This window comes from Bradyrhizobium sp. USDA 326, from assembly GCF_049739485.1.
In the GTDB taxonomy this organism is placed as follows: Bacteria; Pseudomonadota; Alphaproteobacteria; order Rhizobiales; family Xanthobacteraceae; genus Bradyrhizobium.
The window spans coordinates 1229215-1247493 of record NZ_JBMGQA010000001.1 but is presented as its reverse complement, the minus strand read 5'-3'; the positions used below and the strand labels follow the sequence as shown (position 1 = coordinate 1247493).

The 18279-nt window shown below is 64.3% G+C and carries 21 protein-coding genes; 16 read left to right on the top strand and 5 right to left on the bottom strand.

Annotated elements, in window-relative coordinates; genetic code table 11:
* The 7 genes from ABIG06_RS05985 to ABIG06_RS05955 all read left to right on the top strand — a co-directional run bounded on the left by ABIG06_RS05985 (position 1) and on the right by ABIG06_RS05955 (position 7909).
* A complete protein-coding gene (locus ABIG06_RS05985; protein ID WP_370135028.1) occupies positions 1 to 1659 on the top strand; it encodes a hydantoinase B/oxoprolinase family protein in 1659 nt (552 codons plus the stop codon).
* A 39-nt stretch (positions 1660 to 1698) separates the two neighbouring features.
* Positions 1699 to 2700 (top strand): TRAP transporter substrate-binding protein, encoded by a 1002-nt coding sequence (locus ABIG06_RS05980; RefSeq protein ID WP_370135025.1) that lies wholly within the window; start codon positions 1699 to 1701, stop codon positions 2698 to 2700.
* A 10-nt stretch (positions 2701 to 2710) separates the two neighbouring features.
* Positions 2711 to 3304 (top strand): TRAP transporter small permease subunit, encoded by a 594-nt coding sequence (locus ABIG06_RS05975; RefSeq protein WP_124159467.1) that lies wholly within the window; start codon positions 2711 to 2713, stop codon positions 3302 to 3304.
* A 31-nt stretch (positions 3305 to 3335) separates the two neighbouring features.
* A complete protein-coding gene (locus tag ABIG06_RS05970; protein WP_370135022.1) occupies positions 3336 to 4640 on the top strand; it encodes a TRAP transporter large permease in 1305 nt (434 codons plus the stop codon).
* A gap of 324 nt (positions 4641 to 4964) precedes the next feature.
* Positions 4965 to 6683: a pyrroloquinoline quinone-dependent dehydrogenase gene (locus ABIG06_RS05965; RefSeq protein WP_370135020.1), complete on the top strand. Its 1719-nt coding sequence runs from the start codon at positions 4965 to 4967 to the stop codon at positions 6681 to 6683.
* 140 nt (positions 6684 to 6823) lie between these two features.
* On the top strand, positions 6824 to 7102 hold the full coding sequence (locus ABIG06_RS05960; protein WP_124159129.1) for a c-type cytochrome: 279 nt from the start codon (positions 6824 to 6826) through the stop codon (positions 7100 to 7102).
* Positions 7103 to 7141: 39 nt separating this feature from the next.
* Positions 7142 to 7909, top strand: coding sequence for a substrate-binding periplasmic protein (locus tag ABIG06_RS05955; protein ID WP_370135017.1), 768 nt, complete (start codon positions 7142 to 7144; stop codon positions 7907 to 7909).
* 83 nt (positions 7910 to 7992) lie between these two features.
* On the opposite strand, the gene ABIG06_RS05950 is transcribed toward ABIG06_RS05955, so the two are convergent.
* Entirely contained in the window at positions 7993 to 8637 is a 645-nt protein-coding gene (locus ABIG06_RS05950) for a glutathione binding-like protein (protein WP_124159127.1), read from the bottom strand.
* A gap of 104 nt (positions 8638 to 8741) precedes the next feature.
* Between ABIG06_RS05950 and ABIG06_RS05945 the strand changes: the two genes are divergently transcribed.
* Entirely contained in the window at positions 8742 to 9386 is a 645-nt protein-coding gene (locus ABIG06_RS05945; protein ID WP_370135014.1) for a TetR/AcrR family transcriptional regulator, read from the top strand.
* A 63-nt stretch (positions 9387 to 9449) separates the two neighbouring features.
* On the opposite strand, the gene ABIG06_RS05940 is transcribed toward ABIG06_RS05945, so the two are convergent.
* On the bottom strand, positions 9450 to 10415 hold the full coding sequence (locus tag ABIG06_RS05940; RefSeq protein WP_370135011.1) for a 2-hydroxyacid dehydrogenase: 966 nt from the start codon (positions 10413 to 10415) through the stop codon (positions 9450 to 9452).
* 140 nt (positions 10416 to 10555) lie between these two features.
* On the opposite strand from ABIG06_RS05940, the gene ABIG06_RS05935 reads away from it, so the two are divergent.
* From ABIG06_RS05935 to ABIG06_RS05920, 4 genes are all read left to right on the top strand, one after another.
* Positions 10556 to 10924: a YciI family protein gene (locus tag ABIG06_RS05935; protein WP_124159124.1), complete on the top strand. Its 369-nt coding sequence runs from the start codon at positions 10556 to 10558 to the stop codon at positions 10922 to 10924.
* Complete coding sequence (locus ABIG06_RS05930; protein ID WP_370135008.1) at positions 10921 to 12216, top strand: RNA polymerase sigma factor; 1296 nt, start codon at positions 10921 to 10923, stop codon at positions 12214 to 12216. The genes ABIG06_RS05935 and ABIG06_RS05930 overlap by 4 nt, the downstream gene beginning before the upstream one ends.
* Before the next feature lie 158 nt (positions 12217 to 12374).
* On the top strand, positions 12375 to 12914 hold the full coding sequence (locus ABIG06_RS05925) for an SRPBCC family protein (RefSeq protein ID WP_370135006.1): 540 nt from the start codon (positions 12375 to 12377) through the stop codon (positions 12912 to 12914).
* A 30-nt stretch (positions 12915 to 12944) separates the two neighbouring features.
* A complete protein-coding gene (locus ABIG06_RS05920; RefSeq protein ID WP_124159121.1) occupies positions 12945 to 13358 on the top strand; it encodes a VOC family protein in 414 nt (137 codons plus the stop codon).
* Between the two features lie 113 nt (positions 13359 to 13471).
* Here ABIG06_RS05920 and ABIG06_RS05915 read toward each other — a convergent pair whose 3' ends face one another.
* The 3 genes from ABIG06_RS05915 to ABIG06_RS05905 form a co-directional block, all read right to left on the bottom strand.
* Positions 13472 to 13822: a hypothetical protein gene (locus ABIG06_RS05915; RefSeq protein WP_370135004.1), complete on the bottom strand. Its 351-nt coding sequence runs from the start codon at positions 13820 to 13822 to the stop codon at positions 13472 to 13474.
* Between the two features lie 464 nt (positions 13823 to 14286).
* The gene (locus ABIG06_RS05910; protein ID WP_124159119.1) at positions 14287 to 14724 is read right to left on the bottom strand and encodes a hypothetical protein; all 438 of its coding nucleotides are present in this window, start codon (positions 14722 to 14724) and stop codon (positions 14287 to 14289) included.
* A 124-nt stretch (positions 14725 to 14848) separates the two neighbouring features.
* Positions 14849 to 15637, bottom strand: a complete 789-nt coding sequence (locus ABIG06_RS05905) for an SDR family NAD(P)-dependent oxidoreductase (RefSeq protein WP_370135001.1) — start codon at positions 15635 to 15637, stop codon at positions 14849 to 14851.
* Positions 15638 to 15898: 261 nt separating this feature from the next.
* On the opposite strand from ABIG06_RS05905, the gene ABIG06_RS05900 reads away from it, so the two are divergent.
* The 4 genes from ABIG06_RS05900 to ABIG06_RS05885 all read left to right on the top strand — a co-directional run bounded on the left by ABIG06_RS05900 (position 15899) and on the right by ABIG06_RS05885 (position 18198).
* Complete coding sequence (locus ABIG06_RS05900; protein WP_370134998.1) at positions 15899 to 16303, top strand: YciI family protein; 405 nt, start codon at positions 15899 to 15901, stop codon at positions 16301 to 16303.
* 47 nt (positions 16304 to 16350) lie between these two features.
* Positions 16351 to 16716, top strand: a complete 366-nt coding sequence (locus ABIG06_RS05895; protein WP_124159116.1) for a YciI family protein — start codon at positions 16351 to 16353, stop codon at positions 16714 to 16716.
* Between the two features lie 128 nt (positions 16717 to 16844).
* On the top strand, positions 16845 to 17585 hold the full coding sequence (locus ABIG06_RS05890; protein WP_370134996.1) for a TetR/AcrR family transcriptional regulator: 741 nt from the start codon (positions 16845 to 16847) through the stop codon (positions 17583 to 17585).
* A 121-nt stretch (positions 17586 to 17706) separates the two neighbouring features.
* Positions 17707 to 18198 carry a DUF2852 domain-containing protein gene (locus ABIG06_RS05885; protein WP_035704640.1) on the top strand — a complete coding sequence of 164 codons (492 nt, stop codon included), beginning with the start codon at positions 17707 to 17709 and terminating at the stop codon, positions 18196 to 18198.
* The last annotated feature ends 81 nt before the right edge of the window (positions 18199 to 18279 follow it).

Below are 18279 nucleotides of genomic sequence, written 5' to 3'. Positions count from 1 at the left end.
ATGCGCAAGGCAAATGGCGCGAGCCTGATCGACCTCCAGATCATGTGGCACCGGCTGATCGCCGTGGTCGAGGAGCAGGCGCAGGTGCTGCTGCGCACCGCGTTCAGCCCGATCGTGCGCGAATGCGGCGACCTGTCGGCCGGCGTGTTCGACCTCAAGGGGCGCATGCTGGCGCAGGCGGTGACGGGCACGCCTGGCCACGTCAACTCGATGGCGGAATCGGTCAAGCATTTCATTGACCACTTCCCGATCGAGACGATGAAGGAAGGCGACGCCTACATCACCAACGACCCCTGGATGGGCACGGGCCATCTCAACGACTTCGTCGTCACCACGCCCTGCTTCAAGGACGGCAAGCCGGTGGCGCTGTTCTCCTGCACCAGCCATCTCATGGACATCGGCGGCATCGGCTTCGGGCCCGATGCCACCGACGTATTCATGGAGGGGCTCTACATCCCCATGCTGAAGCTGATCGACCAGGGCGTCGTCAACGAGACGCTGATGGCGATGATCCGGACCAACACGCGGCTGCCGATCGACACCGAAGGTGACACCTATTCACTCGCCGGCTGCAACGACGTCGGTTGCGAGCGCCTGATCGAGATGATGACGGAGTTCGGCATCGATTCGCTCGACGAGCTCGGCGACTACATCTGCGACCGTTCGCGCGATGCCGTGCTCGCCGAGATCGCCAAGCTGCCGAAGGGCAGCTGGCGCAATACCATGGTGGTCGACGGCTATGACGCGCCGGTGACGCTGGCTGCGACCCTGACGATCTCGGACGAAGGCATCCACGTGGATTTCGACGGCACCTCCGCCGCCTCGAAGTTCGGCATCAACGTGCCTTTGTCCTACACCACCGCCTATACCGTGTTCGGCCTCGGCTGCGTCGTCGCCTCGCAGATCCCGAACAACGCCGGCTCGCTGTCGCCGCTGACGGTGTCGGCTCCCCCTGGCGCGATCCTCAATGCGCCGAAGCCGGCGCCGGTCGCCTCGCGCCACATCATCGGCCAGATGCTGCCCGACGTCGTGTTCGGCTGCCTGCGCCAGATCATTCCCGAGCGCGTGCCTGCGGAAGGCACCTCGTGCCTGTGGAATCTCAACGTGCGCGGCCAGACGCGAAGCGGCGTCGGCGGCAATTACGGGTTCTCCATGGCGGTGACCTCCAATGGCGGCACCGGCGCGCGCTTCGGCAAGGACGGGCTGTCGGCGACCGCTTACCCAAGCGGTGTGCGCGGCACGCCGGTCGAGATCGCGGAGACGCAGACGCCTTTGATCTTCTGGCGCAAGGAGCTGCGTCCGGATTCGGGCGGGGCAGGGCGCACCCGCGGCGGTCTCGGCCAGATCATCGAGGTCGGCAGCGGCGTCGATGCGCCGTTCGACATTCTCGCGGCGTTCGACCGCATCGATCATCCGCCGCGCGGCCGGGATGGCGGCGGGGACGGTGAGGCCGGCTATGTCGGTCTCAAGTCCGGAAAGAAGCTGCGAGGGAAAGGCTTTCAGCAGGTGCCGCCGGACGACCGGTTGGTGGTGCTGACACCGGGCGGCGCCGGCATCGGCGATCCCGCCCAGCGCGGGCGCGCGGCAGTCAATGACGACGTCGAAAGCGGCCTCGTGTCCGTCGAGAAGGCGGTCGCAGTTTATGGGTACTCGCGGTGACGCCTCAGGCGTCATACGCGTAGCAAACGGAGGGGTGCAATGATCACACGGCGGAACTTCACCGTGGGCGCAGCGACGCTGCTCGCCGCCGGCCATGCCTCCACCCGCGCGCGGGCGGCGACGGTAAGCTGGGACATGTCGACGGTGTGGCCTGACGGCAATTTCCACACCCAGAACGCCTTTGCCTTCGCCGAGGAGGTGAAGAAGCAGAGCGGCGGCACGGTCAACATCACCGTGAAGGCGGGTGGTCAGCTCGGCTTCAAGGGCCCCGAGCACTTGCGCGCCGTGCGCGACGGCTTGGTTCCGCTCGCCGACGTCCTCAACATCCAGCAGGTCGGCGACGAACCGTTCATGGGCGTCGAGAGCATTCCCTTCCTCTGCGGCTCGGTGGACGAGCTCAAGGTGCTGCACAAATATGTGCGGCCCGAATACGAGAAGATCGCCGCGCGAAACAACCAGAAGATCCTCTACATCGTGCCGTGGCCGACGCAGTATCTGCATCTGAAGGCCAAAGTGGCGGATGTCGAGGGCCTGAAAAACATCAAGATCCGCGTGCCCGACAAGAACGCGGTCGACATGCTGAACGCGATCGGCATGGCGGCCGTGATGATCCCCTGGGGCGAGACGATTCCCGCGCTCGCTTCCGGCGCCGTGGCCGGCGTCTCCACCTCGTCGGTGTCGGGCGTCGACGGCAAGTTCTGGGAATTCCTGAAATATGTCTACCCGACGAACCACGTCTGGTCGTCGCAGATGCTCACCGTCAATCTCGATTCGTGGAAGGCGCTCAGCGCCGACCAGCAGAAGCTCGTCGCTGATATCGCCGCAAAGATGGAGCCGGGCTTCTGGGCCAATTCGCTCAAGGCCGACGTCGACAGCCTCAACCGCCTGAAGGAAGGCGGCATGGAGGTGGTGCCCGTGTCGGACGCGATGATGACGGATATCCGGGCCAAGACAGCGCCGCAGCTCGATGCCTTCCTCAAGCGCGTGCCGGCCGCCGACAAGCCGGTGCGGGCTTATCTCGCCGAAATGAAGCGTGGCTGAGGGCGGGATAGTGGTGAGCCTTTCGCCCGAAGCACCGCAAAGCCTCAATGCTGCGGCGCCCGCGCCGCTGCGCATCGTCCTCGACGGCATCGATCGCCTCGGCCGGCTCGACGGCTGGATCGGCGGCTTCTGCCTCTTGATGCTGACGCTGCTGATGTTGTGCGAGGTCGCAACCCGCTTCTTGTCGAACTTTCTGCCGTTCTTCCCGCCCAGCATCTCGATCGCGTGGGAATATTCCTCCTATCTGATGGCGGCGTCCTTCACCTTCGGCGCCGCCATGACGCTACGTGTCGGCGGCCATATCCGCGTCGTGCTGCTCCTGAAGAACGCACCAGTGCCGGTGCAGCGCGCGCTCGAGATTCTCTCGGCGGCGGCCGGCTTCGCCTTCATGGCGTTCCTGACCTCGGCCATGGCGAAATTTGCCTGGGGCGCCTTCGTGCGCGGCCAGGTCTCCACCTCGAGCGACACGCCGCTGTGGTTTCCGGAAGCCGTCGTCACCTTCGGCATGCTGCTGCTGACGCTGCAGTTCCTGGCGCGCGCGATCCAGGCCGCGCTCGGCCTGCCCCTGGAGGATCATCGCATGAAGGCCTCGCCCGTCGAATGACCGCTTTGTCCATTCCCGGATCCAAGATCGCATGACCATCGAAGTCGTCGCACTGTTCGCGATTCTGTTCGCGCTGTTGGCCTGCGGCGTCTGGATCGGCCTGACGCTTGCGCTGACCGCGACGATGCTGCTCCCGATGTTCCGCTCGATCCCGCTCGACAAGCTGCTGCCGCAATACGCCTGGAACATCCTGACCACGCAGGAGCTGCTTGCGCTGCCGCTGTTCATCCTGATGGGCGAGTTGCTGTTCCGCACCCGCCTGTCGCGCTCGCTGTTCCAGGGATTGGCACCGTGGGCCGGCCTGCTGCCCGGCCGCCTGCTGCATGTGAACGTGATCGGCTGCACCATCTTCGCTGCGATCTCGGGCTCGTCGGCCGCGACCACACAAGTGATCGGTCGCATGTCGCTCAACGAGCTGCTGCGCCGCGGCTACTCCCGCGACATCGCGATCGGCTCGCTCGCCGGTGCCGGCACGCTCGGGTTCCTGCTCCCTCCCTCCAACATCATGATCATCTATGGCGTGCTCGGCGATGTCTCGATCCTGAAGCTGTTCACGGCCGGCGTGCTGCCGGGATTCCTGCTGGCCGCGACCTTCATGGCCTGGGTGATGCTGCACGCGAGCCTCAATCGGAGCATGGTGCCGGAAGCGGAAGCCAAGCTCTCGCAGGTGCCATGGAGCGAACGCTTCGCCGCGCTGAAGGACCTCGCCCCGGCGCTGTTCCTGATCGCCTGCGTGCTCGGCTCGATGTATGGCGGCCTCGCGACCCCGTCGGAGGCCGCCGCCGTCGGCGTGCTCGGCGCAGCGCTCGTGGCCTGGGCGCAAGGCGCGATGTCGCAGCAGGTGATGCGCGACGTGTTGATCGGCTCGGTCGTGACCTGCTCGATGATCGCGCTGATCGTGCTGGGCGCTTCGATCCTCGGCAATGCCGCAGCCTTCCTCGGCATCCCGCAGGCGGTGGCCGCCTTCGTCAAGGGGCTCGGCCTGTCGCCGTTCATGCTGATCGTGGCGCTGATCGTCTTCTATCTCGTTCTCGGCTGCTTCCTCGACGGCTTCTCGATGATCGTGATGACGCTGCCGATCGTGCTGCCGATCGTGAAGGGCGCCGGCTTCGACGAGGTCTGGTTCGGCGTCTTCCTCGTGCTCGCCGTCGAGATGGCGCAGATCACACCGCCCGTCGGCTTCAACCTGTTCGTCATTCAGGGCTTGACCGATGACGGCCTCGGCTACATCGCCCGCGTGACGATGCCGTATCTCATGATCATGATCGGCTTCGTGCTGCTGCTGACACTGTGGCCGGGGATCGTCACGATCCTGCCGAAAGTGCTCTACGGATAAGCCGTTTCGTTTCCGGGACCGGGCGATCGAGGTCGAAACGGTCAGTGCCGCTGCCATTTCAATTCACCCCGTGCGTCAAAGTCGTCTCGCGCGCGTTCCGTATTTGCACGCGCTGTGATCCGTCGTAAGCTGCAGCGGCAAGCAGAAGTACAACAGCAATCACATAGTGAACGTCGCTCTTTCGCCGCGATGCGCCGAAAGAGGGGGCATCTGTTGGCGACTCGGTCCGATGGAGGACGATCGACGCGTACTGAACTGCAAACATCCCTCGCGGCGACGCTCACGAGATGCAATCAACAAATACAAGAGCGGGAGGAAGTGAAAATGAGAAAGCAGTGGCTCAGCTCGGCCTTGCCTGTCGTTGTCGTTGCGACACTTGCAGCGTCAGCGGCGTCGGCCCAGGCCGTTGATTCGGCGCGCATCGAGGCCGCCGGCCAGAACGATTGGCTCACCTATCACGGCTCGTACAAGTCCCACCATTACAGCCCGATCGCGCAGATCAACACGAGCAACGTCGGCAATCTCGGCGTGGCCTGGATGCACATCCCCGGGCGATCGACGCGTGGACTGCAGTCCATGCCGCTCGTGGCTGACGGGGTGCTCTATTACTCGGGCTCTTACAGCCGCGTCTTTGCGCTGAACGGCGCAACCGGCGAGGTCATCTGGTCGTTCTTTCCGGAACTGGACGAGGCGCTCATCAGCCGGCAGACCCACTCCCCCTACAACCGCGGCGTAGCTCTCGGCGATGGCAAGGTCTTCGTCGGCACGATGGATGGTCGTGTCTTCGGGCTGGATGCGAAGACGGGAAAGGTCCTCTGGGAGACCAAGCTGATCGACTCGCAGAAGCTCACGGTCGGCTTTACCGGCGCGCCGCTTTACGCGAAGGGGAGCGTGATCATCGGCTCGCAAGGTGGAGAATGGCCGGGCCGCGGCCCGATCTTCTCTCTCGATGCCACGACGGGAAAGAAGAAGTGGGAATTCCTGACGGTCGCGGGCACCGAAGAGGCCATGAAGACCTGGGGCAACGAGTCCTGGCGCACCGGCGGCGGCGGCGGCTGGATGCCGGGCACCTACGATTCCGAGACCAACACCATCCTGTGGGGCACCGCGAACCCTGCGCCGCTCTACGATTGGTCGGGCGCCGACTACAAGACGCAAGGCGCACGTCCCGGCGACAATCTTTATACGACTTCGGTGATCGGCCTCGATATCGATACCGGCAAGCTGAAATTCTATCATCAGGAACTGCCGCACGACGCCTGGGACTTTGACAGCTCCGTCGGAGAGTTCGTGATGCTCGAGCGCGACGGTCAGAAATACGTGGTTCATCCGAACAAGGGCGGCTTCGTCTTCGTCTACGACGGCAATCTCAAGGTGAAGAACGTCTGGCGGCTGGTCGAGAACATCAACTTCGTCAAGGATATCGATCCCAAGACCGGCGCGCTGATCGGCCGCCGCGATTTCTCGGTCGGGAAAGTCACTGAACCGCCTCTGTGTCCGTTCATCGGCGGCGGCATCAGCTGGAACGCCGGCTCGTACAGCCCGAAGACCGGCCTCTACTACAAGATCGGCCAGGAATGGTGCATGACGCTGGACATCCAGAAGACGACACCGGTTACGACGCCCCAGGTCCAGCTCAACATCGGCGCCGATTTCAAGATGACGCCTCCTCCCGGCGGCGAGATCTATGGCCATCTCGACGCGCGTGATCCCATAACGGGAGCGAAGAAATGGGAGGTCCGCTATCCCGAGCCGCCGCTTGGAAGCGTGCTGTCGACGGCGGGCAATCTGGTCTTCGTGCCGGACTCCCGCGGCGTCCTTCACGCCTATGATGCCGAAACCGGAGCAGAGCTGTGGAAGCACAACAACGGCACCGGTCACCAGGGCGGCATCGTCAGCTACTCCGTCGGCGGAAAGCAATATATCGCCGTGACCGCCGGCTTCGGCGGCATGCTGGCTGACGAATATGCGCCGAACTTCGGCGGCGTATACAAGAGCATGCCACGTGACGACGGCGCGCTCGTCGTCTTCAGCCTGAAATAGTCGCCGCAAACGATCTGCAGGAGCGGGTGCAAGCCCGCTCCTTGCTGATCGCAACGGCCACCTGCTTCAGGAATGGAGTCAACGTGTTGAAGCTGCATTTGAGATCAGCCTCGGTGGGCGCCTCGTTGCTGTGCGCTGCAATGGCTCAAGCACAACCCGCGGCGCCTGCGCCCGAGAATGCGCCGTTCGAGGTCGAGCAGGTGTTCGCGGGAACTTGCGGATTCTGTCACTCCGACGGCGGACGGGCTGCCGGCAAGGGGCCGCAACTGATGAATTCGCCGCGCGACGACGACTTCATTCGCAACCGCATCAAGCACGGCAAGCAAGGCGCGATGCCGGCATTCGATGGCGCTTTCACCGACGCGCAGATCGATCTGATCGTCAAGTACATCCGCGCCTTGAAACCACGCGAAGGCTGAATCAGCGAAGACCCCGATGCGTCCAGATGAGGGTGTGGAATGAAGGTGATCGTGCCGGTCATCGTCGCTGCCGCCATCGGGCTGCCGGGACCGGCGCAGGCGCGAACCCTGGACGCGATCCGTGCGAGCGGCGTGATCGGGCTGTGCGCGCATCCCAACTCGCTTCCCTTTGCCCGCAAGACCGGCGAGCCGCCCGGCTTTCAGGTCGAGTTGGGACAGGTGCTGGCGCGCGAGCTCGGTGTGGCGCTGAGGCTCGACTGGATCATCACGCAGTACCAGATGCGTAGCGCCGGCTGTGACATTCTCCTGGACGCCATCGCCGACCGCGAGGCGCAAGGCGAAACACGTTTGAGGATATCGAAACCATATTATCGCACGGGCGTCGCGCTGGCGGTGCCGTCATCCAGCCCGCTCACCTCGTTCAAGAGTCTCAATGAAAATACCAAGGTGGGAGTGCAGGTCGGATCGATCGCCGCCATGATCATCGGGCAACGGCACGTGCCCCTATCGACGTTCGGCTTCGAGAGCGACAGCCTGGAGGCTGTGTCGAACCGTGAGATCGATGCCGCCGCGGTCACACCCACTGCGGCAGGCTATTTCAATCTGACGCATCCGGACAATCCGCTCCGGATCCTGGATCGTGATGAGAGCATCGCCGATCTCAACTGGAATGTCGCCGTCGGCATGATCCGCCCGGATGATGCATTGCGCGAAGCCATCGACCGAGCCCTGGAACGGCTGCGAAGCGACGGCACGATCGATCGGATATACGGCCGCTATGGCGTCGTGCTGCAGGCGCCGAAATAGTCGAGTTGCGCGACGGAACGACGCTGTCCGGACTGAGCCGGGACGGCGTCGCTGCCGCACCAAATATGCAGATAGCATTGGCCTTACGCTGCGGCCTTCTTCCGCGCGAGCTCGGCCTTGTACAACTCGAACTCCTCCGCGATTGCCCTGGCGATCGACGGGCGCTGGCGCAGGCGTTCGTAATAGGCCTTCACGTTGGGCCATTTCGCAAGCTCGATCGGCGGCGTCGCCATGGTCCAGTTGATGACCGTGACGAGATAGGCATCCGCCACGCTGAAATGGTCGAGCAGGAAATCGCGGCCCTTCAGATAGTTGTCGAGATAGTCGAGCCGCGACAGGTTCTTTTCCAGCGCGTAGGCTTTCGCTTCCTGCGGCGCCTTGCGGTCGAGCATGGGAATGAACAGGCCCTTGTGCAGCTCGGTGCCGACGAAGCAGAGCCATTGATGCAGCCGGGTGCGCTCGATGCCCGCGGCGGTGCCGAGGCCGGACTGCGGGAAGCGGTCGGCCACATATTGCAGGATCGCGGCGTTCTCGGTCAGCACCACGCCCTCGTCGGTGCGCAGCGTCGGTACAAGGCCGATCGGATTGACGGCGCGGAAGTCGGAGCCGTCGCTCAGCACTGTTTTGGTCGGCGGGTCGACTTCGAGATAGTTCGCCTCGGCGCCGGCTTCATACAGCGCGACGCGCGTCGCCATGGAGCAGGCGAGCGGCGAGAAATAGAGATCCATCTGTAGCCTCCTTGGGCAATTCTCTGGAGTTTCGCTCAACCTGGCCAGATTGATTTTTGTACTGTGTTGCATAATATACCCGCGGTCAAGGATTAATTTGCAAAATGGTACAAAAATCAAAGCCGCCAGCTGCTGCCAGTCAGCCCAAGCGCCGCGGCCGTCCCCGCGCCTACGAGCCTGATGTCGCGCTCGGCAAGGCGCTCGACCTGTTCCGCAGGCAGGGCTTTGCCGCGACCTCGCTCGACGATCTCAGCGAGGCCACCGGCATGAACCGCCCGAGCCTCTACGGCGCCTTCGGCGACAAGCGTGAGCTCTACATCAAGAGCTACCAGCGCTACCGTGAGGAAGCGCGAGCCTCCATGGCCGCGATCTTTCGCGAGGAAATGCCGCTGCGCCAGCGCCTGGAGCGAATCTTCGCCTCCGCGCTGAACATCTATCTCTCCGGCGAGGCCGGCCCGCGCGGTTGCTTCACGGTGGTGACGGCGGCGTCCGAGGCGGTGAGCGATCCCGAGATCCGCGCCATGGTGCTCGACGGTCTCACCGAGCTCGACAAGGCTTTTGCCGGTTGCTTCCGCCGTGCCAAGGAGAAGGGCGAGTTGCCGGGGAGCGCCGATCCGGCCGTGCTGGCGCAGATCGCATCAGCTACCGTGCACTCCATCGCCGTCCGTTCGCGCGCCCGCGTTCCGCGCAGGGAGCTGGAGGCGATCGTGAAGGGTGCGATCGATATGATGGTCGGCGCGAAAGCGTAGGCTGCCGTCGCGGGCAAGCGGAGACACCGAGCCTGAAGCGCCAGTGCTGGCGAATCCAGGGGCTTAGTAGCCCCTTGCCCGATCCACCACATTCTCCAGCGCTGCGCCGGCCTCGAACCGCGCGATCTGCTCGGCGACATAGGCCGAGATCGCGTCGGCGTCGGTGTCGGCCGCGTTGTGCGGCGTCAACACCACCTTGGGATGGCTCCAGAAGCGGCTGTCCGCCGGCTGCGGCTCCTGCACGAAGACGTCGAGCGAGGCGGCGCCCAGCGTGCCGTCGTCGAGGCAGGCCAGGATATCGGCTTCGTTCTGAAGGCCGCCGCGGCCGGCATTGATCAGCACGGGCGCGCCGAGCGGGCTGTTGCGGTTGAGCTTTGTGAAGGCGTCGCGGTTGAGGATGCCGTTGGTGTCAGGCGTCAGCGGCAGCAGGCAGACCAGGATGTCGGTCGTGTGCAGGAAAGCATCGATCTGCGCAGCGCCATGGAAGCACGCGACGCCGTCGATCGTCCGCGGGCTGCGGCTCCAGCCGGCGACGCGGAAGCCGAGCCGCTTCAGCACATCGGCAGCGTCAGCGCCGAGAGTCCCCAGGCCCATGACGCCGACAGTCACCGCGCTGGCCGGCCATTGATAGAGCGGCGCCCAGCGCTTTACGCGCTGCGAGTCGCGCAGGTACAGCTCCTGGCGGTGGTGCATCAGCACGTGCAGCACGACATATTCGGTCATGCGGTTGGTGAGATCGGGCACGGCGACGCGCACCAAGGGCACATCCGGCAGGCTCTTGTCCGCCATCAGTGCATCGACACCGGCACCGAGGTTGAAGATCGCGCGCAGGTTGGGGAACGCACCGAGATCGCCCGGCACCGGCTTCCACACCGCGGCATAGTGCACCTCCGCCGGGTCGAGCCCGGCATCCGGCAGCAGCACGACGCGGCGCTCCCCGCAGACCGCTTCGAACCGGGCCTTCCAGCGCTCGGGAAGCCAGTTCTGCTGCGTGCTGTTGATCAGGACGGCCAGTGTGCCCAGGGTCATTCGAAGTGCCTCGTCGGTTCCGCTTGAGAAAGCCCCTCCTTGGCACGATCTGCCGGATTTTTCTTGCAAATTTTTTCCGCAGCCCTGTCGGCGCGGGGCATATTGGCGCGTCTTCAGAACAGACGAGGAAAGTGTCGCCTATGCTTTACGCCATTCTTTGCTATCACGATGAGGATTTCGTCGGCTCCTGGAGCAAGGAGCAGGACGAGGCCGTGATGAAGAAGCTCGCCGTGGTGCAGGAGAAGCTCAGCAAGCAGGGGCGGCTCGGACCGGTGGCACGGCTGTTGCCGACGACCGCGGCGGCAACGCTGCGCAAGGAGGATCCGCCTCTGGTGCTCGACGGCCCCTACGCCGAGACCAAGGAGCAGCTGCTCGGCTTCTACATCGTCGACTGCAAGAACCTCGACGATGCGCTCGACGTCGCGCGCGAGCTGGGCGCTGCCAATCCCGGCGGTGCCTACGAGGTGCGTCCCGTCGGCGTGTTCCGGCCCGGAGGAAACCTGACGTGAGCGAGGCCGATACCGCCTGGATCGAGACTGCGCTGACCTCGGCGCGACCCCAGGCGGTCGGCGCGCTGCTGCGCTATTTCCGCGATCTCGACACTGCAGAGGAGGCGTTCCAGAACGCGTCCTTGCGCGCACTCAAGACCTGGCCTCAGAACGGGCCGCCGCGCGATCCCGCAGCCTGGCTGATCATGGTCGGCCGCAACGTCGCGATCGACGAGGTCCGCCGGGCCCGCAAGCAGCAGCCGCTGCCGGAGGACGATCAGGCGATCTCCGATCTCGACGACGCCGAAGGTGCGCTCGCCGAGCGGCTCGACGGCTCGCACTATCGCGACGACATCCTGCGGCTGATGTTCATCTGCTGCCATCCCCAGCTGCCGGCGACGCAGCAGATCGCGCTGGCGTTGCGCATCGTCTCAGGCCTCACCGTGAAGCAGATCGCACGCGCCTTCCTGGTTTCGGAAGCCGCGATGGAGCAGCGCATCACGCGGGCCAAGGCAAAGATCGCCGACGCAGGCGTTCCCTTCGAAGCGCCCGGCGCCGTCGAACGTTCCGAGCGGCTCGCCGGTGTCGCCGCAATGATCTACCTGATCTTCAACGAAGGTTATTCGGCGAGTGGAGACACCGCGGAGATCAGAAAGCCGCTGTGCGAAGAGGCGATCCGGCTGGCGCGGCTGCTGCTGCGCCTGTTTCCGAGCGAGCCCGAGATCATGGGCCTGACGGCGTTGATTCTGCTGCAACACGCCCGCAGCGCCTCGCGCTTTGCCGAGGACGGATCGCTGATCCTGCTGGACGATCAGGATCGTTCCTTGTGGAACGGCACCATGATCGCCGAAGGTCTCGCCCTGATCGACAAGGCGATGCGCCACCGCCGCAGCGGTCCCTATCAGATCCAGGCCGCGATCGCTGCGCTGCATGCGCGGGCCGCGACGCCGGAGGAGACCGACTGGACGCAGATCGACCTGCTCTATGGCGCTCTGGAAGTGGTGCAGCCGTCACCGGTGGTGACGCTCAATCGCGCGGTCGCGGTCTCCAAGGTGCGCGGGCCGCAGGCCGCGCTCGATCTGATCGAGCCACTGGCGCCGAAGCTTGCCAACTACTTCCATTTCTACGGCGTCCGCGGCGCATTCCTGATGCAGCTCGGCCGCAACGACGAAGCCCGCGTCGCCTTCGACCGCGCCATCGCGCTTGCCAACACCTCGGCCGAAGCCGCCCACATCCGCATGCATCTCGATCGCCTGATCCGGGACAGCCAGCCGAAGAAGGCGAGTGCGAGGCAGGGGACCGAAGCGAAGTAAAGCGCAACTCAAAGCCACGGCTTGACCTGGCATCCAACCACTCCGTCATTCCGGGTTCACCCTTCGGGTGCCCCGAATGACGCCGGAATTATTTCGTCTTCGAATTGTCGGCCCACGCTGTTCCCCTTCGTCCTTAGCCCGTACAAGGGGAGCCATTCATGCTGAAGGTCTTTTCCGTCATCGCCATCGCTATTGCCGTCGGCTTTGCCGCCGTCCTCATCTTCGCTTTGACGAAACCCGACACGTTCCGCGTCGAGCGCAGTCTCGCCGTGAAAGCTCCGGCCGACGCGATCTATCCGCTGGTTGCTGATTTTCATCGCTGGACCGCCTGGTCGCCCTATGAGGAGCGCGATCCCGCCATGAAGCGGACGTTCGGCGGAACCGCGGCGGGAAAGGGTGCCACCTATGCCTGGAACGGCAACAACAATGTCGGTGCCGGCCACATGGAGATACTGGAGGCGAACGGGCCCTCCAGGCTTCGCATCAAGCTCGATTTCGAGCGGCCATTCGAAGGGCACAACACCGCCGAGTTCACCTTTGTGCCGCAAGGCGATGCCACTCTGGTCACGTGGGCGATGTACGGTCCGGCCCCGTTCCTGTCGAAGGTCATGCAGGTGTTCATCAACATGGACAGCATGATCGGCAAGGACTTCGAGGCAGGTCTCGCCGGCCTGAAGAAGCTCACCGAGAAGCAATAAGCCTCACTGCAAACGAAGAGGAGAGAAACGATGCTTAATCCCTATCTGTTCTATCAGGACAGTTGCGAAGCGGCGTTCAACTATTACGCCAAGGTTCTCGGCGGAAAGATCGATGCAATGATGCGCTCGTCGGATGCACCGCCGGAGGTGCCGGCCCCGCCTGGCCGCGAGAAGATGATCATGCATGCGCGGATGTCGCTGCCCGACGGCAGCGTGCTGATGGCCTCCGACGCGCCGGCCGAGCACTTTCACAAGCCGCAGGGCTTTTCGATCTCGCTCACTGTCAAGGATCCCGCAGACGGCGAGCGCAAGTTCAACGCGCTCGCCGATGGCGGCTCGATCACCATGCCGTTCAGCAAGACGTTCTGGGCGAGGGGCTTCGGCATGTGCGTCGACAAGTTCGGCATTCCCTGGATGGTGAACTGCCCGGCGGAAGGAATGTGACGGGCACGGCCGCGCCCGCGATCCATTGAGTTGCGATCCCCTCTCTCCAATGCTGCGGGAGAGGGGACACGCATGGACTCCTTACCTCACGCGCCGATCGGCCGTTTGTCCTTTCACCGGATTGATCCGGTGACGTTCTCGCTCGGCGGCGACGGCTCCACGCAACGAGGGCAGATCAGGAGCTTGGTGCCGAGCCGCCTGTCGTTCTCCGCCTGTATCTCGTCATGGACCGCCCACCACGCCTGTGAATATGGCTGCAAGGTGCCGAGCACGCGTTCCCGCTCCAGATTGGGATCCGGCGCCGCGGGTGCGGGATTCGCCACGCGCCGCTTCGCGACATGAGGACGGTTCGGATCCTTGCCAAGACCATCCCATGCGATAGGACGCCGTTCCTGCGCTTGAGCGCCTGCGCATTCAATCAGCGCTGTGCAAAAAGTAAGCAAGATGAAGCAGTATCGAATCATGCCAGGACCTTTGCTGCGTATGCGACGCGCAATCCGCGTGAAGCGCTTCGCATCACGACGTTCTAATGGAACTTAAGGCAAACGGACGAGCCGGCATGGTCGAATACGAATCGGAATTTCGCATCACTTTGCGCGCGGAGTGAGGCCGCTTCGTGAAGCCGACTGCACCGCACAACAATTGGCGCAATATTGGGCTGTGATCTGCACAACAGAATCGCTAACTTCGCTTCATAAAATTTACAAACTAGGGCGGGGCGACTTGGAAGGGAGCGACCGATGGCGGCGGCGCTACAAATCAACTTTGCTCTTTGGGGAATGGTCATTTGCGTGAGCATGAAGCTCGCGCCCGTAGTCCAGACTTTGTTCTAGACGGCGAGCCCTCTGACGAGGCCCTGCAGCGGTTCCGACAACAATGGTCGTCAGTGTCGGGCGCGAGCGATCGCGAGACTATCAACGACGCATCGTCACCGACATCGCGGATAGATCGCGGCGAGATCGCGACCCTTCAACAGCAGCAGCCGTGAGCTCAGGCCGCCTCGGCGGCTGATCCAGTCGCGCACCGGGCCGGGATAGGCGGCAAGCACCGCGACCGATGCTTCCGGCTCGGCATAGAAGCGCCCGCGCCGGTCGACCGAGCGCGCGGCGTGGAAGCCCAGTACCGCGCGCTTGGTGACACAGATGCGCTCGCCCGGCACGATGCTCAGCACCAGCGTGCAGGCGGACAGACAGGGGCCGTCGATGACCACACGCTCGCCGCTCTCGCGCACCTTCTCGAACAGATCGAGGAACGGCCCGACCTGTCCACCCGGCGACTGGATGATGCGGATCTCGGCCGCCGCCGGCGTGACGCCGAGCAGCGCGAATGCAAGCATCAGGGCTTTGAGGAAGGTGATGCGTCGCATGGCACTCTCCGAAATCTCGACATCGTAAGGCGGCATAGCGTATGTGCCTACCAATGGTACCGCAAATCCAGAGAGGTGGTAGGTAGGCGCTTGCGCGCCTTTTGCCCACCCACCAAATCCGTGCCTACCCGTTGCGCCGCTGGCCGCGCAGCGTCGGCAGGCCGATACCCGCGGCATCGAAGCCGCCATCGACGGCCAAAATTTGGCCGGTGATGTAGCTCGCACTTCCCGAGCACAGGAAGTAGATCGCTTCCGCGAGCTCCTCTTCCAGGCCGTAGCGGTTGAGCGGAATGGCGTCGTGATAGTCGGCGCGGATCTCCTTGGTGTGAACCTGCTTCGCCATCGTGGTGTCGACCGGTCCCGGCGCGACCGCGTTGACACGGATGTTGAGCGAGGCGAGCTCGACCGCGAGCTGCTTGGTAAGGTGCGCAAGGCCCGCCTTGCTGGTGCCGTAGGCCGAGCGCAGCGTCGAGGCGCGCACCGCCGAGATCGAGGTGATGTTGACGATGGCGCCGCCATTGCCGTCGCGCATCAAGGGCACCGCCGCCTTGGTGCAGAGGAACGGTCCGGTGAGGTTGACCTCGAGCACGCGGCGCCAGTCGGCCTCCGACGTCTCCATCAGCGGCGCGAACACCGCAATGCCGGCATTGTTGACGAGGGCATCCAACCGGCCGAACCGCCGCTCGATCGTCGTCATCGCGGTGGCGACTGTGGCTGCGTCGGAAACGTCGCAGGTCAGCGCCAGCGTTGACTCGCTTTGGCCGATTTCGGCGACGGCGCGGCCGAGCAAGTCGCCTTCGATGTCGAGCAGCGCCACGCGCCAGCCCTCGGCCAGGAATTTCTTCGCGGTCGCAAGCCCGATGCCGCGTGCAGCTCCGGTGACGAGGGCGACTTTTTGCGGGGCTTGCGGCATTGGCTGATCTGTCCTGTGTCCGGGGGGCGCGCGAGCGCCGGCCCCTTTTACTTCGCTTTGGTTCCGGCACGAAAGGCCCCACCGCGCTATCGAGCCCAATTCGGCCCGAATGCCCCTGCCGCAGTCGCGCTGGCGCGCCTCCAAATAATTCCCCGCCCCGCTGTCGGCTCGGCAGAAGGTCGTTCGTCTTAGAGGGAACGCGGCCCGGCTGTTTCCGCCCGCGGGAAAGATCGGAATGACTGAGAGCAGCGAGGAAATCCCATGCGATTCATGATGCTGATGATTCCGCTCGGATACGAAGCTGCACCGCCGGACGTGCAGCTCGATCCGGAGCGCGTCGCGGCGATGATGCGTTACAACGAGGCGCTGAAGGACGCCGGCGTGCTGATCACGCTCGACGGCCTGCACCCGCCCTCGATGGGCGCGCGCGTCTCCTTTGCGACCGGCAAGCCCATCGTCACCGACGGCCCCTTCACTGAAGCCAAGGAAGTGCTGGGCGGCTACTGGATGATCGAGGTCGCCTCGCGCGAGGAAGCGATCGCCTGGGCGAAGAAGTGCCCGGCTTCGGCCAACGAAATCATCGAGATCCGGCAGGTGCAGGAGGTGGCCGACTATTCGCCTGAAGTGCAGGAGGTCGTGGCCGGGTTTGGCGACCTGAAGAAGTAGACGACAGCCACTAGCGTTTTCCGATCGACCAACCGAAGGAGATATCCATGAGCGTCGAACACAAATTTCTCGCCGTCTATCTCGGCAGCACGACCGGTACCAAGATGGCGGCCTGGCGTGCCCTGCCGGAGGCCGAACGGAAGGCTAGGGAGCAGGAGGGCATGGCTGCCTGGCACGGCTGGGTCGAGAAGCACAAGTCCGTCATCGTCGAGATCGGCGGCCCGCTGGGCAAGACCCGCAGGATCGACGCCGGCGGCATCACAGAGGTCAGCAATGCGCTGACCGGCTTCACGGTGGTGCGTGCCGCCTCGCAGGAGGAAGCTGCCAAACTGTTCGAGAACCATCCGCATTTTGCGATCTTTCCGGGCGAGGCGATCGAAGTGATGCCCATCCTGCCCATTCCGCAGATGTAGCTTCGGTGCGAGCCCGTTCCGGGCTCGATGCCGACGCACCGGCCCGGGATTGCCGTGGAAGTACGGGGCTGATCCTGCCTCATCGCCGCTAGTGACCTTCGCGCCCGGCTCATGTAAAGGTCGTTCACATGAGCTGGCGCAAGGAGCACGGCCGCGCCGAGCGCGGCTATCACCACGGCAATCTGAAGGAAGCCTTGTTGCAGGCCGCTCTCGGGCTGATCGCCGAGAAGGGGGCGGCCGGCTTCACCTTCGCCGATGCCGCCCGCATGGCCGGCGTCAGCGCCGCGGCACCCTATCGGCATTTCCGCGACCGCGACGAGCTTCTGTCCTCGATCGCTCAGCGCGGCTTCGAGCAGTTCGAGGCACGCCTGTCGGCGGCCTGGGACGACGGGCGGCCCGACACGGTCACCGCCTTCGAGCGCGTCGGCAAGGCCTATCTCGCCTTCGCTCGCGAGGAGCCGGCCTTCTACAACGCGATGTTCGAATCGGGCGTGCCGGTCGATGCCAATGCGGCACTTCAGGCGGCGAGCGAGCGCGCCTTCAACATCATCCGTGCCGCCGCCGAGCGTCTCGCCGCACTGACGCCGCCCGGCACACCCCGTCCACCGGCGATGATGATGGCGCTGCACATCTGGTCGATGTCGCACGGCGTCGCTTCGCTGTTCTCCCGCGGCGATGCCGCGCGTCGCAAATTGCCGATGTCGCCGGACGAGCTGTTAGAGGCCGAGGTGCTGATCTATCTGCGCGGACTCGGCTTTCCGATCGACCGCCGTCCGGCCACGAAGGGGGCCGAGCCGCCGCCGGTGCCGCCGGAGGCTCCCTCCGGTTCGGGCGTGCCTCCGGGCGGCCCCTGGGGCAAGCCGAAATAAAGTTGCGCAAATAATTCGCCCGCCCTGTCTGGCGGCCGGCTTGACAAAATCGCGGGATGGTCTAGCTATGTAAATGTTATTTACATTCACAACGGCGCTGGTGCCGTGATGGAGATGGGAAATGGCCTACACCGCTGATGTCAATCGATGGCGCGGCCCTTCGGACCAATACCAACAGTACGAGCGTCCCCGCATGCTCGATACGCCCTGGCATCCCGGCTGGATTGCCGTAACCATTCTCGGCTTCATCATCTGGTGGCCGATCGGACTTGCCCTTCTCTTTTTCACACTCGGGAGCAGAAGAATGTCGTGCTGGAGCCACCAGGATCGCTGGCAGAACAAGATGGAGCGGATGCAGTACAGGATGGATCGCATGCGTGACCGCATGGAGCGCCGCGGCTTCGGCTTTGGCTTCGGCCCGCCGTCCTCCGGCAACCGCGCCTTCGACGAATACCGCGCCGAGACGCTGCAGCGCCTCGAGGAAGAGCAGCGCGAGTTCAAGGATTTCCTGACCCGTCTGCGTCACGCCAAGGACAAGGAAGAGTTCGACCAGTTCATGGCGCAGCACAAGACGCGTCCGACCCCGCCGCCCACCGACCAGCAGCAGGGCTGACTCCGAGCCTGACACCTGTCAAAGCCTTCAGGCGCATGCCCCCAAAGTCCTGATGGCCCCGAGCCGCCCGCTTGCGCAACC